This is a genomic window from Streptomyces sp. NPDC059816, assembly GCF_042732055.1.
In the GTDB taxonomy this organism is placed as follows: domain Bacteria; phylum Actinomycetota; class Actinomycetes; order Streptomycetales; family Streptomycetaceae; genus Streptomyces.
This window is the reverse complement of sequence record NZ_JBHWIQ010000018.1, coordinates 165,667-181,763: the sequence shown is the minus strand read 5'-3', so window position 1 is coordinate 181,763 and position 16,097 is coordinate 165,667. Positions and strand designations below refer to the sequence as shown.

Below are 16,097 nucleotides of genomic sequence, written 5' to 3'. Positions count from 1 at the left end.
CTGCCGGTGGCACGGTGTTCGGCAATACCTTCCACGGGCCGGCCGCGATCGTCACAGGGCCCTACGGCGTCCAGCGCAATCACTTCCACCCTGCTTCGCCCCGGCCAGCTGCGCCGTGGCCGCATCAGGTCGGGCTGATCCCGCCCCGAGCACAGTCCTTTCAGGAGCGAGCCCAGGGTGTGCGCCTGCGCGAGGCACTGCAAGGTGGTGGGACAGCCGTTCTATGTCAGGTGCTCACCGGTATGGGTGGGGTGGGCAAGACCCAGCTCGCCGCCGACTATGCGCGCACGTCCTGGAACGCGGGCCACGGGGCCCTGGACGTACTGGTGTGGATCACGGCCGCTACCCGCGATGTCATCGTCGCCGCATACGCCCAAGCCGGGATCGAGCTGTGCCAGGCCGATCCCGCTGACCCCGAGCAGGCAGCGCGCACGTTCCTGGCCTGGCTCAGCCCCAAAGGGCCACGGCACGCGTGCCGGTGGCTGGTGGTGCTCGACGACGTTGCCGAACCCTCCGACCTGCACGGCCTGTGGCCGCCCGAAAGCCCCACCGGCCAGACCCTGGTCACCACGCGACGCCGCGACGCCGCCCTCACCGGCCAGGATCGGCATCTGATCGATATCGGCCTCTTCATCCCCGCCCAGGCAGCCGGGTACCTCACTGCGGCGCTGGCCGCCCACGGCCGCCAGGAAAGTACCGGGCAGCTCACTGGCTTGGCTGCCGACCTGGGGTACCTCCCCCTCGCCTTGGCCCAGGCGGTCGCCTACCTTACCGATACTGGTGAGAGCGTCGCGGACTACCGTGCCCAGCTCGCCGACCGTGGCCGCCGGCTGGCCGAGCTGCTCCCTGACTACCTCCCCGATGACCAGCGCAGCCCTGTGGCGGCGCTCTGGTCCCTGTCCGTCGACCGCGCCGACGAACTCACCCCGGCCGGTCTGGCCCGCCCCATGCTTCGGTTGCTCGCCGTCCTGGACCCCAACGGTATTCCCCATACCGCCTTGACCAGCCGACCCGCCCTCGCCTACCTCACCCGGCACCGCACCCGAACCGGTGCCGGTGCCGCTGCCGCTGCTGCTGCCGCTGCAGACAGCGAATCCGAGCCGGTCACCTCCCGAGACGCTACCCGCGCCCTGCGAGCCCTGCACCGGCTGAGTCTCGCTTCCCACACCCCCGACGATGCATACCAGACCGTCCGGATCCACCAGCTCGTCCAGCGCACGGTGCTGGATCAGCTGACCGAGGACAGTCGGCAGGATCTGGCCCGCACGGCCGCCGACGCGCTCCTTTCCGTATGGCCCCGATTCGACGGCGAACCCGATCTCGGCGTCGCCCTGCGTGCCAACACCGATGTCCTCACCCGTCTCGGGAACCATTTGTGGAGCCCCGGTGCACACGCCATCCTGTTTCGCGTGGGAAGCAGCATCGGCGACTTCGGCCAGGCCACTGCCGCTGCCTCGTTCTACCGGAGACTGGCGGATCAGGCCGGCCGGTTCCTCGGCTTCGACCACCCGGACACCCTCACCGCCCAGTACCAGCTCGCCCATTGGCGGGGCGAGACCGGCGACCGGGCGGGAGCCGTGGCCACCCTCGAACAACTTCTCCCGGTGCAGGTTCGTGTCCTCGGACCGGACCACCCCGACACACTGACAACGCGCGTGTGGCTGGCCTGGTGGCAAAGCGAGGCAGAAAGCCCGGACGGCACCTCCGAGGCTGTCGCGGAGCTGTTGGACGGCCTTGCGGGGATCCACGGCCCGGACCACACCGGCACCCTGCTCGCGTGGACCAACCTGGCCCTGTGGCAGGCTGCGACCTGGAATCAGGCCGGAGCGCTGGCCGTGTACGAAAGACTCGTGGCGGCCCAAGAACGCGTTCTGGGACCGAACCACGCCGACACCCTGCAGTCCCGCAGAAGGCTGATCCACTGGCGCGTGGAGCGCGGAGATTGGGCCGCGGCCGTGCCCGCCTACAGACGACTCCTGCACGACAGCGAACGAGTCTTCGGCCCCGACCACCCCAACACCGTGAACACCCGCACCGAACTCGCCCAGGTGCTGTCCATCTACGTTGGGGACGACGTCGCCGCAATAGCCGAACTGGAGAAGGTCTTCGCTTCCCTGGAAAGATCGTTGGGACCTGATCATCCCACCACGATCCGGGTACGCAAGGATCTCGAATCGAGCCGGAGGGAACTCGGCAAGCCCAATTGGAGGAGAGACCCCGCCTACGCCGACTTGAGCTACCACGCCCAGGTCTTCCGGGCCACCCGCAGGAAACGGGGCTCCGGTCCAGCCGACGCACTCCTCGCCGAAGCAGTGAACATTCACTTCCAGGAGGAAGGGGCTGCCTCCGCCGCCGCGGCGTACACGCGGCTCATATCCGAAATGAACCACGCGCTCGGCCGCGACCATCCGATTACCCTTCACACCCGCCAGCGTCTGGCGGAGATCCAGGGGGAGGCGCACAGCGCTGCGGTAGCCACCGCCTCCTACCAGCAGCTCCTGGAAGACATGAGCCGCGCCTTGGGACCCCACCACCCGGACACCTTGACCACCCGGCACGGGCTGGCTCACTGGCAAGGTCTGTCGGGAAACCCGGGAGCGGCCGTCGGCGAGTACGAAAGGCTCATCGGACAGTGGGAAGAGATCCACGGACCCGACCATCCCCACAGCCTGACCCTTCGACATGGGCTGGCGCACTGGCGCGGAATGTCCGGGGATATGGTGTCCGCCGCCAACGAGTACGAACGCCTTGCCGACCAGTGGGAACGGATCCTCGGGGCCACCCACGAGCACACACGCCGCACCCTGGACGTCCTCGCTCTCTGGCGTCGGGACGCCGGAGACCTGGCCTCGGCGGTGGCCACGTACGAACGTCTTCTGGCTCTCGATGACAGCACCTGGCGCTCGACCGACCGCACCGCCCTTCGGTCGGCTATCGACCTCTGTCGGCAGGAAGCCAGTGTGCCTGGGTTCGAACCCACTCGAGAACAACGTCTGCGTCTTGACAGGGTGCGTGTCAGCAACGCCGACTACGCGCAGTCGGGCAACCCCGCCAACGGGCACGTCGTCCTCAGCCGCTACAACCTCCGCCCCTGGGGACTTGGCCTGCTCATCCCCCTCGAGCGCTGGGAAGGGCTTGACCGAGACATACCCAGCAAGACATACGCCCTGGTCGACCACGAGCACGTCTGCGGCCCTGACCATCGCCAAACTCTCGCCTTACGGCACGAACTGGCCAACCGCGAGGGCGTGCGAGGATACCCGGCCCAGGCTGTGGCCGCCCTCCGACAACTGATGACTGACCTGGTCAGGATCCAGGGGGCTGACCATCCTGACACCGTGCGTGCAAGGCAAAACCTGGCGCGATGGGAGCACGTTGCAGTACATGGAGATCAGCCCGAGGAGCCTGAACCGCCCGAGCGGCTCGAGGAGCCCGACCAGCCCACGGCGCTCGAGGATCCTGAGCCGTCCAAGCTGCCTGAGATGCTCAAGCGGCACGAGTGGCCTAAGCAGCCTAAGCAGCTTGAGCAGCCTGAGCCGCCTGCCGTGAACGCGGGGCTCGTCGAGCGGCTTTCCGTCCTGGTCGCCAAGTACTTGGGCACGGCCTGACTGATTCCCACTCATCGTTGTCAAGCGCGTGGACACGCCGATCGATCTTGTCGGTCCTATGTCGCGCCGGGCTGTGCGTGCAGCGTTCCAGGAGCCGGCGATACCGCTCAGGATCTGCCTCGCCGATGAGCCTGGCCTTCTCATGGCTGTCTCGGAGTTCGGCGGGGTAGCCCGCCGGGTCGAGACTGAGGTTCAGCGAGAGGTCCTGGCGCGTCTGTGGGTCTTCGCAGACCAGAAACGCGGAGCGGCAAGCGGCGGCTCACTCATCACTGGCGACAGCACCCGCTCGCACCGCTCATTCGCCGCCCGGAACACGCCCTCCCACGACGCCGGGCACAGCGGCAGCCCGGACTCGTTCAGCCACAGCCACAACGGCTCCGGACCCTCCGGGCCCTCGGCGAACAGCATCATCCGCTCCCTCACGGTCGCCTCCGCCAACGCCGTCTGCCCCATCACACCGTCGCGGTCACACCAGTGCAGCAACCGGCGGCGCCGTCCCGTCTCATGCGTCACCAGCCGCAACGGCAACCCGTCGTACCGCCCAAGCGCCTGCGCCCGTCGTACCAGCCGGGCCCGGGAGGACTCCACATATCCCTCGACCTCTCCCACCACGACCGAGGAGGCATAGAACGTGCGTGCCCGCCTCGACTTCGTCACGGCCCGCGCCAGCCGCCCCACGTAATAACGACCGCCCTCCAGCCGAAGACGCGGCACCTCCACCGTCAGCAGCAAGGCCCCCTCCGTCAACCGCATCCCCGAGGAGAACAGCAGATCAGCGAACGCGGCACTGCGATCCCCCAGACGCCCCGACCAGCCACCGTCCACCAAGCCGCCCACACCGGCACCGCGCAGACCCACATCCACCCAGCGGCGGAACGCCCGCGGAGTCAGCCAGCGCACGTCACTGGCCCGCGCGTTCTTCGCCGAAGCCGCAGGCACCAGCACTGCCTCGCCCCGCCGGCCGACAAAGGTCTGCATCAGCATCGGGCTCACCCGCACGTACTCGCGGTGCACCGCCCACTCGTAGAGCCGCACCAGCGCGGCCAGACCACGGTTCCACCGGGCCCCGCCGACCCGTCGCGGGTTCCCGGGCGACCGCGTCCGCCAGTCCTCGAAGTCCCACAGATCATCCGCGGACGCCTCGCTCCACCACTTCCCACGACGCCACAAGAAATCGAAGAACAAGCAGTAATCGTCCGTGTAATTCCGCTTCGTCTCCGGCGCGAGCCGGGCGAACGACGACCGGCACAGGTACTGGCTCAGCACGTCATCGATCCGGTAGTCCGGAGAAAGAAGAATCGGGTCCCCAGGATGAACACCCACATCGTCTTCACGTCGAGCGAGATCCTCCCAGCCGGCCAGCACCGGCACACGGTCACCGGCTACACGGCGCCCTTCGGGCACCCAGAACGTACGCCAACCCGGCACGCATCCGCCCTCACTCGATCCGCTTCAACACGCCGATCCAACAGGGAAGGCTGCCTCAGCGACCAAGGGCTACGACGCCGAGATGGGCCACCGCCACCGCGCCGCCACCCGCTGACTACCCCCGCCCGTCTCCGAACCGGAGGTTCCCGTCCTATCGAAGCCGCTGACCGTCGCCCAGCTCGTCCACCAGCTCCAGACCCTGAACCCCGCGCTCCCCGTCTTCCTCGCAGTCAACCCCGACTGGCCATACGGCCACAGCATCGGCCGGATCATCGAGGGCACCGGCCTGGACGGCCCCGCCGTCTACATCGCCGAGGACGGCCAGGACCACGTCCTCCCACCCCGCCGTCACCGCCGAGCTGGACTGGACCGACGTGTGAACCCGCCCGCCACCGGCCTCTTCCCCCTGCGCGAGGTCACCCGCCGCCCCATGCCGCAAGGGGTCCGGGGAGCCCTCGTCCGTGAAGTCTCCCCGGTACCCGGCGATGTCCTCCGCGCCACTTGGCACCCCGCCTCCCGACACGACCGCCCCGGCCCCGGCGCCCTCCTCCTCACCTGGGCCCAGGGCTCCTCCGGCGGCACGGACGTCACCGCCCACCTCGGCCTGAACACCCTGGACGTCATCCTCGCCACCTGGCCGAACCTCCACGGGGACTGGAGCACCACCGTCCACCCCACCGTCTACGAAGCCCTCGCCCTCCACGCGGCGCTCCGCTTCGCCACCAAGGCCCTCGCCACCGTCTGACCCACCGAACCACGATGAGGCCGCCCGGATCTTCCGGGCGGCCTCATCGTCGTACCCACTTGCTTCCACCGTGCGGACTACAGCACGTTCCGCCATCACTCGGCAAAGCCGGAATGCGGGGACCGGCGCCCGCGTCAATCCCTCGTGGGAGGGACATTGCTTTGAGTCGAAATCCCCCCTGACCAAGCTCCCGCTGCCTTTGCACCGCATGGGCAGCAGGAGTTCAAACATCGGTCCAGTGGCTTGTATGACAGCAGGACAAACACTTGCCTGGCCTATGCCCTCGTCTCATCGCGGAAGATGACGGCAGCCACTACCAGTACGAGGAAGGACGTTCTCAGCATGGCGGATTGGGTGAAGGTCGCGGGCAGCCTCAGCGCCATTTCAGCGGGGTCCAGGACGACGGTCTGGGGAGTGAACACGGCGAGCGCCATCTACCGGTACACCAACTATGACGCCAACCCCTGGATCAACATCCAGGGAGCGCTGAGCGACATCGGCGCCGCCGCCGACGGCACCACGTGGGGCGTCAACAGCGGCAACCAGATCTACCGGTACACCGGCGACCAGAGCACATCGAACTGGGTGGGTATCAGCGGCAGCCTGGTCCGCATCGACGCGGGCTCCCGGACGAACGTGTGGGGCGTGGACTCCGCCAACGCCATCTACCGGTACACCAATTACGACACCAGCCCCTGGATCAAGATCCCAGGGTCGCTGAGCGACATCGGCGCGGGCGCCGACGGCACCGTGTGGGGCGTGAACGCCGGGAACCAGGTCTACCGGTACACCGGGGACCAAAACAGCTCGAACCCGTGGGTGAACGTCCCCGGCAGCCTCAAGCGCATCGCGGTGGGCTCCCGGACGAACGTGTGGGGCGTCGACCCCGCCGGCAGTATCTACCGCTACACCAACAACGACGCCAGCGGCGGCAACCCATGGATCAAGATCCCCGGCACCGCCACCGACATCGCCGCCGGCGCCGACGGCACCGCATGGCACATCAACAGCGCGGGCGAGATCTACCGGTACACCGGCGACCAGCCCAGCTGATCCTGCCCCTCGACCAGCGCGGGCCCCGGCCAGGACAGGCCGGGGCCGGCCGGAAGGGCTGGAAAGCCTTCTAGCTCGGCCCCGCTCGGGTTGCGTAGGCCGCGGGGCCATCACCCGGCCGGCCAGCCCACATCGTGACAGCCCAGCGATGCGCATGCCTGCCCCATCCCTCTCCTTAGGCCCGGGAGGGACCGGACCGGACACCTGTGCGGGGTCCGGTTCACTCCATCGGGCGGGGCTCATTGAGGTACATGCCGGTGAAGGTGCCGTCGTAGCCCGTGGCGCGGGCGGCGTCCTCAAGGCTCGGGTAGACCGGGCCGGGCCCGATGTCGATCATCGCCTCGAAGTCAGCGCGGCTGAGTTCGGGCTCGTGCCACTGGTACGCGCACCGACAGCGGATGTCGATGCGATTGCCATCGCAGATGATCACCCAGTCGCGGCGGGCCGAGCAGTTCGGGCAGATGACAACCAGGCCGGTGATAAACAGTTCCTCGGGGTGGTTGGTGCTGCGCATGCGGATGCGGGCGCCCTCGGGGCCGTACTCCTGCTGGAGCTGGAGGATCGGGTCGTCGCCGGAGGCCGGCACCGGGGCCGGGGTGCGCTCCGGCGCGGGCTGGGTGGTGGTTCTTGGCTGCTGGTCAGCGTGGTTGTGGATCACAGTTCTCCTCCGGGGCTCGCTTCCTCGAGCCATAGCAGTGGGACTGGGGGGGCCAGGGTTTTGTGCTGGTCAGCGGCTCGGCCGTCGCTGACCGAGCGGGGTCGGGGTGGTGTGGGCGGGGGCCTCGGTGGGCTTCGGGCCCCGGGTGCGGGCCGGTCCGGGGGCCATGGCCGGCTTCGGCGCTGTGGGCAGGCCGGTGGTGTGGCGGATGCGCCAGATGAGCACGTTGTTGACGTTGCCGGCGGTGTCGAGTTCGCGCTGCTCGACCACGGTCTTGAGGAGGGCGGCGGGGTCGTGGCCGGCTGCCTGGGCCTGGTCGAGGGTGGCGATCAGGGCGTCCCAGCCGGTCTCCTGCCGGAGCCGGTCGGCGTACTCGGGAAGAGCGGCGGTCACCGTGGTGGTGTGCTGACGGCGTACGGAGTCCGGCAGGCGGTAGGCGTGGTGCCGCATCGCCCTCAACGGGTGGGCGGCGGTGGTCTGGTAGGCGGTACGGAGGTGCTGGACTGCTTGCCGTGCGGCGGCTGCTTGTTGGGCGTGGCCGTGGGCGGAGTGCCAGCGGGCGGCGGCGAGGGTGACGAGGACGAGGGTGGAGAGGACCATGGCGGTGGTGCCGCCGTCCTCGCCCCGGCCGAGCGCGTCTCCGGCGCGGAGGACTCCGCGGGCCGCCGTGCGCAGGGCGCGGTGGTCGGCTCGGGCGGCGCGTTCGTGGGTGCGGGTGGCGCGTTCGAAGGTGCGGGCCGCCTGGGACAGCTCCCGGCGGGTGGTGGCCGGGGCCGTCTTGGCGAGGGCGTCGAGGAGTTCTCCGGTGCCGACGAGGTGGGCGACCGCGGTGTCCCCGTCGTCCTGGTCGAGGACGGCAACAGCACGGACGGCCGGGGTGACGGCGTCCCGGCGGGCCCGGTCCGGGCGCGGCCGGGGAGCCTCTTCGGCGTCCAGGGCTCCGGCTTCCAGGCGATGGCGGATCTTGGGGAGGGAGAGGTCGGGGGCGAGTCTGGAGCCGGAGAACCAGACCGGTTCGCCCGCCCAGTTGCGGTCGCCGGGGAGGGCGACCTTGTAGCCGAGGGGGTCCCCGGAGGGGGCGAGGCGTTTCTCAACGCGGAGGCCGGCGGCGGTGAGCCGGGCGAAGAACTCGTCCTCCGAAGCTGCCCCGGCCAGGGACTGGCGGACGGCTTCGCGGAGGGTCTCGCGCGGCGGCTCGGCCCGCCCGGCGCGCTCGGCCTTGGAGCGTTCGGCGCTGGTGGGGTGCTGGGCGGCGGTGCGGTCGCCGGGGTTGAGGCGCTGGAAGCCGAAGTCCTTTTCGATCTGGCGGCATTCGGCCTGGGCGCGGGCGCTGTCGTTGTGGCGGCGGGGGCTGCGGCCGTCCTGGCGTTTGAGGGTGGCGACGATGTGGATGTGATCCGGCGCGTGGCGGACGGCGACCCAGCGACACGCCTGGTCGTCGTCCTCGGGCGCAATGCCGGTGGCGTGGACGACCCGGCGGGCGACCTCGCCCCACTCGGCATCCGTGAGCAGCCGGTCGCCGGGGGCGGTGCGGACGGGGCAGTGCCAGACGTGCCGCTGAGGTCGGCGGCCGGCGGGGAGGGCGAGGACGGGGAGGTCGAGCCGGTCGGTCAACTGCTTGAGCGTGGCCGCCGGGTCCCGGCCCGGGTCAGGGGCCAGGAAGGGTTCCCAGGCGGCGACGATGTGGGGGTCGGTGTGTTCGTCGCGGCGGCCGGGGCCGTAGAGGTAGGCGAGCAGGCCGTAGGTACGGCTGCCGGTTGAGATGTCCGGAACCACGGTCACCGCCGCCGGGCGATCTCGACCGCGGCGTCCTCGACCCGGACCGCCGCCATCAGTACTCGTTCGACCGCGCGGTCGACGCCGTCACTGTGACCGCCGGAGTTCAAGACCCTCGCTATCTGATTGAGGTTGTTCCCGGCGCGGGCGAGCTGGGCGACGGTGGTCATCAGCTCCTCGACCAGCGTCCGCTGGTCCACCAGCCACACTTTCGCCTCGCCGTGGGCGCGGGCGAGGGCGACGGCGGCGTCGGCGAGGAACCCGGCCGTCGTCAGCCCGACCGACTGGGCGGCGTGTTGGACGGTGGCGAGTTCGTCGGCGGTGAGGCGCACGCTGCGGACGTGGTCGCGCTGGACGGTCTGGCGCAGGCGCGGGCGTTTCGGCCCCTCCGTCTTCTGGCTGCGGTCCGCCCCCGGTCGCAGCCTCCCCTCCCGGCACCCCCTGGTGCCGGGAGGTTTCCCCCGCCCCCTCCGGGGTGGGGGCAAGCGCGTCCGAAACTCCTCCGCAGCCCGTGGCTGCGGAGGAGTTTCGGACGATATAGCTTGCTCGGCCTCGCGCCGGACAGTCGGCTCCGTCCACTGCGGCGGTGGGGTCGGCCGGTTTGGGCAGGTTCATCGGCGGTTCTCCGGGGCGGTTCGCCGAAGGTCCCGGACGATCTCGGCGGCGTAGTCGAGGGCGAGCGCCGGGTGGTGCAGGGTCCACGCCCGACTCGCGGCGGTACGACGGACGGTCCAGGACCCGTCCGGGCTGCGCTCGGTGTGATGGAGGTGTCCGCGGGCGAGCAGGGCCGTGATCCACGCGTCGGCTTCGGCCGGGGTGACCAGAGAGGTGCGCACGAGGTCTCCGATACGAACAGGGGTGGTCGGTCGGTGTCCGGCCCGGACACCTCTGTGGGGAGTTGGTCAGCCGGTCGCGGTGACCGGGGCTGGGCTGGTCTCGGCGCGGAGTTGGGTGACCAGGGCGGTCAGCCGGTCGTTGGCCAGCGGGATGCCTTGGCCCCGGATGGCGTCCGCGATGACCTGGCGGGTAACCCGGTTCGCCTGCGTGACCGCCGCTCGGGCGATCGGGAGGAGTTCGTCCTCGCCCTCCGTGCCGGTCAGCCCGGTCGAGGCGACCGGGGCGGGTCTGCTGTCCGGAGCTCCGGACGGTGCGACCTCGTCGCGGCCGGCGTGCTCGGGCTCCGGGTCGGGCGGGGTGACCGGCTGTCGGGTCCGGTCGGCCGGAGTGACCGGGGGAGTATCCGTGTCTGAGAGAGCGTGTGCGGTCAGTTCGGCCGCCGGGTGTCCGGCGGTCACCGGGATCAGCCGGTCGGTGTCCGGGAGGCCGGTCACTTCCGGACGGTCTTGGCCGAGCGGCTCGGTCAGTTCCGGTCGGTCAGCGGTGACCCGGGCGGTCCGGACAACCGGGTTGTCCGGCCGTCCGGAGCGTCCGGGCCGGTCGGTCAGCGTGGTCGCGGACGGTTGGCGGGCGATGAGGATGTAGAGGTGAACGGCACCGGCGAGGGCGAGTGGGGCGACCGTGGACAGGACGCCGACCGTGAAATCGCCGAGTCGGAGATCGGTCCCGGATGGATTCTGCTGGTTGAGGCGCAGGGCGTGCAGAGCGTTGGCCCAGACGCTGACCGCTGAGGCGGTGCCGAAGAGGGTCCAGACGTAGAGGCGGGCGGCGAAGGGCGCGGTGCGCAGGACGAGGAGTCCGCGGACGCCGTAGGCGATGAACCCGTCGATGATCAGGGGAAAGAGGTAGGTGAGGGCGCCCCGGATGTGGATGGACGCGGCCATCTGCTGGAGGGCGTCGTAGGAGAGGGCACAGGCGGCGGCACCGAGGGTGACGACGGCTGCCTTGTCCCAGGCGGTGGTGGTGTGCGCCGCTATCGGCGCCGGGGTGTTCACGCGGCCGTCCCGAGGTCGGTGCGGGCCGGGGCCTTCGTCCCGGCGACCCGCACCGTCCTGGTACCGGCCTTCTTCGTGGGCTTGGCAGGCTTGGTGTTGCGGTTGCGGATCTCCCTGCTGGCGTGCCGGTAGAGCTTCTGGGCGTGTTCCTTGGTGATCTTCAGGAGGCGGGCGAGTTGGTCGGCCGGGAGCCGGGCCCGGTAGGCGTCGCGGGCGACCGCGCGGCGCTCGGCCCGGCTGAGGTGGACGTCGCCGCCAGCGAGGACGGTGTTGATCCGGGTGTAGTCGACGCGCTGGGCCAGCTTGCTGTGGAGGGCGTCGCGTTCCTCCTCGGTGAGGCCGCCCCGGATGCCGTCGCGATCGCCGTTCTCCAGCGCGGCGTCCAGGCAGGTGCGGCGGACCGGGCACTGGGCGCATAGGGTTTTTGCCGCCTGGATGCGGTCGATCTCGTCGGGCTCGGGGAAGAACAACTCGGGTTCGGTGCCGGTGCGGCAAGCAGCCTGGTCTTGCCAGGTCTGGTCGCCGAGGGTGCGCGGCCCGTCGGCCATGGTGCTGGTGTTGTTGTGCATAGGGGTCTCCAGAGGATCCCAGGGCAGGGATGTGCGCGGCCGGGGTCGGTGAAGGCGGGCTCGCTGGCCCGTGGGTGGCGGGCGGGGGTCAGGCTGCGGCGCCAGGGCGGCGTCGCCCGGCCGCGTGGGTGCGTCTGCGGTCGGGGCCGTCGAGGATGACCTTGTCGGTCATCTCGGCGAGGCGGGAGGCGACGCGGTCCCCGGTGTGGGCGCGCAGGTCGGCCATGCCGAGGTTGGTGGTGACCAGGGTCGGGAGCATCTCGTTGTAGCGGTGGTTGATCAGCCGCATCGTGATCTCCTCGGTCCACTCGCTGTACTTCGCCGCACCCAGGTCGTCGATGACCAGCAGCGGGCAGCGGGCCAGGTCCCGGAGTTCGCGTTCGCCGTCGTGTCCGGGGCGGGGCGGAGGTCGGCGTAGAGGTCGGCGGCCGTGGTCGCCTTCCAGCGCAGCCGTACCCCGGCGCCGATGAGGCCGCGGATCGCTCCGTACGCCTGGTGGGTCTTGCCCGTGCCGGTGGTCCCGGCGATCAGTAGCGACCGGCCCTTCGCGATCCCGGGCGCCCCGCCGGGGCCGGGGCGCCCGGCGGCGGCGATGTCCCGGACCCAGGCGGCGACCGCCGGGTGGTCCGCGGTGGCCGCCCGGTAGCGGGCGGGGATACGGGACTCGGCGGCCAGCAGGGCCGGGACCGGCTCCGGCTCACCCTCGGGCGTGCTGGTGGGGTCGATGCCCCGGGTGGTGAGGATGTGTGCGAGACGGCGGGCGAGGCCGCCGACGGGCTGTGGCTGGGCGTTCGGTGCGCGCATCACAGCTCCTCGGCGTAGGCCGCGGCAGGGTCGGCGGGGTTGGCCCAGGCCCGGTGACCGGGCAGGTTAGGCGGGTTTCCCGGCCGGTCCAAACGGGCGGCCGAGGTGGCGTTCATGGCCTCGTGGACCAGGCTCGGCAGCGTGCTGGGGTGCAGGGCCTTGGTCCGGTGGCGGGCGAGCCCGGCGCGGACATAGTCCGTGGCGATGCCCTCGGCGAGGAGTTTGTCCGTCTCCCGGACGAGGCGGCCGAGAACCGCGCTCGGGCGTGTGTGGGCGCAGGCAGCGGCGTACTCGTCGACGAGCTGCTTCGCCGAGGGACGGTTGCCGGGCGTGGGGGCGCTCGCGCCCCAAGCAGTAGTTCCTAGTTCCCTGTTTCTCGTTCCAAGTTCCAGGGGGTGAGCGCTCACTGAGCGCTCACTGAGCGCTCACTTAGTGCTCACGGAGGGCCGCGTGACCTGAGGTTTCGCGATTCACGGAAGGCTCGTCGCTATCTCCGTGAGGGCTCACTGAGCCCTCAGTGAGTACTCCGTGAGGGCTCGCCACGTCCCCCGTGAGCCCTCCGTGAGCCGCCCCGACCGGCACCGGGTTGAGGAGGATCGTGGATGGCGCGGTGGTGGAGTCCAGGGTGTCGTGGCGGGGGCAGGCGGGGTAGCGGGAGGCGCTGGGCCGGTTGATCCGCTGGTGCCTGCGGAAGGAAACGACTTGAGCGTAACGCTTGGTCGCGTCGCCGTCGGCGATCTCGTAGCGGCAGATCAGGTCTTGGGCGGCGAGCTGGAGGAGGTCGTCTTCGACGCCGACCGGGCCGTGTCCGGGGCGGGTGCACCAGAGGCGTCCGGCGATGACGACCGGCTGGTCGGGGAAGCGTCCCTGGTCGTCGGCCTCGGTGAGCAGGCCGAGGAAGGTCCGTTCGGCCGTGAGGGAGACCGCGGCGAGGGACTCGGAGACGAAGACTTCGGGCTTGATCGTGCGGATCCGCGCCATGGTCAGCGCCCCCCCGGCAGTGGCGTATGCCTCGGCGGCGGGACGGAGGGTGCCGGTGGTGAGGTCGAGGGCGTGGGCCTCGCCGGTCCAGTCGATGGTGGGGTGGGCGCGGATGATCCAGCGGGCGGCGGTCAGCGCCTTCGCCCGCGTGACCGGTAGCTGGTGCCCGTGGGCGTCGTAGGCGCGGAGGTGGGGGCTGGGCCAGACGTTGCCGGGGTTGCGCTGGGAGACCCGAGCGGTGACGGCGCCAGGGATCATCGCGGCGACGGCGCGGGCGAGCCGCTGGCTACGGTCGGAGGGCGCCGTGGCGGAGGCTGCGGCGGGCAGGGGTATGCGGGACCTTCCGCTGTGGTGCGCGGGCATGTAACAATTCCCTACTTGTAGGTGGAGTGGGTCGGCCGTTCTCGTCGAAAAGGTCAGCCGACGCGCTCCAGTTATGGGCATCCTGCGGGGTGCCGGATCCGGCGTTCGGGAGCGGCTAACTCCCGAACGCCGTTTCCTTTACCCGCCTTGCTACGGCGAGCCGTTCACCCTCTCCCCCTTCTTCTGGTTCCGTCCGGTCTTCGTTGCCGGGACCAACAACATATGCGTGACCTGTCCAACACTCCAGCGCGCAGAGGGTGTTCGGGAAAATCGACACCAACACGACATAGGGGCGTGGGAGGCCGATCGCCGTACACCCGCAGAGGCTCTACGGAAGCGTAAATGCGGATGGCGCTACGGTAACGAGCGCAACACCAGCAACCACACGCCGTCAGGCGCCAGACCGCTCACGTCACCCAACAGCACGTCGCTGGAGCGATACCCACAGAAGCCGCATGACCAGGGCATGCATCAGTGAGCATGCTCACGGAACAGTGCGGTGCCTCATCGCTCCCCCTCCGGACGCGTCCAACAGCTACGGCTTGGCGGCATCTCGGATTTAAGCGGGAGTTCACTTCCCCGTCAACGAAGGGATAGCCCTCCGAGGAGATGCAACGGCCAGGACCGGCAGGTAAATTGCCGGTCATCCACACACCGCCAATATTTAAAGCACCAGCCAGAGTTACCCGCACGTGAACATTGAATCGAGAGATCAATCAGTCCCCGGAAACCCATCCATCCACCGGTCGAAGCCCGAAAAAATTGAGCGCGCTCAAAAAAATGGGCACACCGCACCGCACCTCGCCGAAGACGGAGGGGTGCTCATTGGAGGTCACATGTAATTTCAGATTCAAGCAACTGTCGGGAGCCCCCCGTCGCGATCGCCACTTCAAGATCGCTTTGCCATTTCTTTGCGCCGGTTGATATTGATGACGAGGCCACCCCGAGTGCGCCTTGTGTTCACCACCCCGTGGTGAGCGCACTCCGTCCCCCCGCATCCTGGAGGAACTGATGGCCGTCGGCGCCCCCGTGCCCTTCCCGGAGCACGGCTCCGAGCCGCTGTCCCCCGGGCAGCTTCTTGGTCACCCCGGTCTCCTACGCGCCTGGCGTGCGGTTGCTGGCGAGAAGCTGGGGCTCGGAAGGCCGCTGTCGCAGACCGAGGTCGCGGAGGCCATCGGCCGGAGCCGGGGCTGGTACCAGAACCTGGAACGCGGGGCCCGACCGAAGATGGAGCGGGAGGTCCTCGACGCACTGACGAAGACGCTACGGCTCGGGCCCGACGAGTACCAGGCCCTGGTGCTCGCGCTCATGGACGGAGCGCTGACGACGATCCCCACGTCCCTGGGGAACCCGACCGTTCGCCGTGACCTCCAGCAGCTGTTGGACCACCAGCTGCCAAACCCCGCCTACCTCACGGACCAGGTATGGAACATCATCGGATACAACACCGCAATGGCGGCGCTGTGGCCGTGGGTACGCGAGCCCCGAGCGAACCTGATCCGCTGGGCGATGCTGAGCCCCGAAGCCCGCGTCCAGTACGTCAACTGGGACCACCACGCGACCGAGTACACCAAGCTCCTCCGCTTCGCGAGCACCCGCTACCCACACGACCCCGGGTTGTCGAAGCTCATCACGGAGGTGAAGGCGGATCCACGATGCGGGCAGTTGTGGGACACCGACGTGGCCGCCGTCTCCCAGTCACGTGACGGCCACCTCTTCCAGATGTCCCTGCCGTCCTTGGACAACCAGCCCCTCGACGTGATCAGCCACGTACTGTTCCCCGCCTCGCTACCCGGCAGCCGCGCCACCGTCATCACCTGGGCCGGAACCGACGAGGACGACACCCCCGTCTCCTCCCCGAGGAGAACGACCACACCTTGGTCGTATCTGCCTCCGGCCGTAACCGCCTACACGGCGCGCCAGAGCATGATGGCCGAGATGCGAGCTGATCTTCCTTCCAGCACCGTCGGGCCGTCCGCATCTGCGACGCCCGTATCCAGAGCCTGCGCAGCCGGATCGAGGCTCTCACCCAGGTGCGCGACGAGTTGGCCGATTCGAATGGCTCGGAGAACGCAAGAGCGCCAGCCTGACGCCAGCGCTCCGTAGCGGTCTCGACCGAGTTCACGGCCCTGACTCGAACCCTCCGCAGCGGTCACGATTCGGGCGCGAGGCCAGGCGTGTTCGCGTCGCGGGTGATCGTGTGCTCGTCTGGTTCGAAGG

Annotated in this window: 11 protein-coding genes and 2 pseudogenes; 4 read left to right on the top strand and 9 right to left on the bottom strand. The window is 69.7% G+C overall.

The window, feature by feature from the left end; genetic code table 11:
• The first annotated feature begins 14 nt into the window (after positions 1-14).
• Positions 15-3,608 (top strand): tetratricopeptide repeat protein, encoded by a 3,594-nt coding sequence (locus tag ACFV88_RS23915; RefSeq protein WP_385493859.1) that lies wholly within the window; start codon positions 15-17, stop codon positions 3,606-3,608.
• A gap of 192 nt (positions 3,609-3,800) precedes the next feature.
• Here the strand turns inward: ACFV88_RS23915 and ACFV88_RS23910 are convergent, their stop codons facing one another.
• Positions 3,801-4,973, bottom strand: a complete 1,173-nt coding sequence (locus tag ACFV88_RS23910) for a site-specific integrase (RefSeq protein WP_385493857.1) — start codon at positions 4,971-4,973, stop codon at positions 3,801-3,803.
• Between the two features lie 439 nt (positions 4,974-5,412).
• On the opposite strand from ACFV88_RS23910, the gene ACFV88_RS23905 reads away from it, so the two are divergent.
• Positions 5,413-5,781, top strand: a complete 369-nt coding sequence (locus tag ACFV88_RS23905) for an esterase (RefSeq protein ID WP_385493856.1) — start codon at positions 5,413-5,415, stop codon at positions 5,779-5,781.
• A 342-nt stretch (positions 5,782-6,123) separates the two neighbouring features.
• Complete coding sequence (locus ACFV88_RS23900; protein ID WP_385493855.1) at positions 6,124-6,834, top strand: tectonin domain-containing protein; 711 nt, start codon at positions 6,124-6,126, stop codon at positions 6,832-6,834.
• A gap of 220 nt (positions 6,835-7,054) precedes the next feature.
• On the opposite strand, the gene ACFV88_RS23895 is transcribed toward ACFV88_RS23900, so the two are convergent.
• From ACFV88_RS23895 to ACFV88_RS23860, 8 genes and pseudogenes are all read right to left on the bottom strand, one after another.
• Complete coding sequence (locus ACFV88_RS23895; protein WP_385493854.1) at positions 7,055-7,492, bottom strand: hypothetical protein; 438 nt, start codon at positions 7,490-7,492, stop codon at positions 7,055-7,057.
• 69 nt (positions 7,493-7,561) lie between these two features.
• Complete coding sequence (locus tag ACFV88_RS23890; protein WP_385493895.1) at positions 7,562-9,268, bottom strand: mobilization protein; 1,707 nt, start codon at positions 9,266-9,268, stop codon at positions 7,562-7,564.
• Between the two features lie 2 nt (positions 9,269-9,270).
• Entirely contained in the window at positions 9,271-9,636 is a 366-nt protein-coding gene (locus tag ACFV88_RS23885; protein ID WP_385493894.1) for a plasmid mobilization protein, read from the bottom strand.
• Between the two features lie 243 nt (positions 9,637-9,879).
• Positions 9,880-10,104 (bottom strand): hypothetical protein, encoded by a 225-nt coding sequence (locus ACFV88_RS23880; protein WP_385493853.1) that lies wholly within the window; start codon positions 10,102-10,104, stop codon positions 9,880-9,882.
• A 66-nt stretch (positions 10,105-10,170) separates the two neighbouring features.
• The gene (locus tag ACFV88_RS23875; RefSeq protein ID WP_385493851.1) at positions 10,171-11,160 is read right to left on the bottom strand and encodes a DUF2637 domain-containing protein; all 990 of its coding nucleotides are present in this window, start codon (positions 11,158-11,160) and stop codon (positions 10,171-10,173) included.
• Positions 11,157-11,729, bottom strand: a complete 573-nt coding sequence (locus tag ACFV88_RS23870; RefSeq protein ID WP_385493850.1) for a WhiB family transcriptional regulator — start codon at positions 11,727-11,729, stop codon at positions 11,157-11,159. Before ACFV88_RS23870 ends, ACFV88_RS23875 begins: the two co-directional genes overlap by 4 nt.
• Positions 11,730-11,817: 88 nt before the next feature.
• Positions 11,818-12,533: pseudogene (locus ACFV88_RS23865) on the bottom strand (ATP-binding protein).
• Positions 12,533-13,514: pseudogene (locus tag ACFV88_RS23860) on the bottom strand (hypothetical protein). Before ACFV88_RS23860 ends, ACFV88_RS23865 begins: the two co-directional pseudogenes overlap by 1 nt.
• A 1,374-nt stretch (positions 13,515-14,888) precedes the next feature.
• On the opposite strand from ACFV88_RS23860, the gene ACFV88_RS23855 reads away from it, so the two are divergent.
• Entirely contained in the window at positions 14,889-15,983 is a 1,095-nt protein-coding gene (locus ACFV88_RS23855; protein WP_385493849.1) for a helix-turn-helix transcriptional regulator, read from the top strand.
• The last annotated feature ends 114 nt before the right edge of the window (positions 15,984-16,097 follow it).

Coding starts and splice junctions, on each gene's coding strand:
- ACFV88_RS23900 (WP_385493855.1), top strand. CDS start 6,124: ATGGCGGATTGGGTGAAGGTCGCGGGCAGCCTCAGCGCCATTTCAGCG.
- ACFV88_RS23870 (WP_385493850.1), bottom strand. CDS start 11,729: ATGCACAACAACACCAGCACCATGGCCGACGGGCCGCGCACCCTCGGC.
- ACFV88_RS23855 (WP_385493849.1), top strand. CDS start 14,889: ATGGCCGTCGGCGCCCCCGTGCCCTTCCCGGAGCACGGCTCCGAGCCG.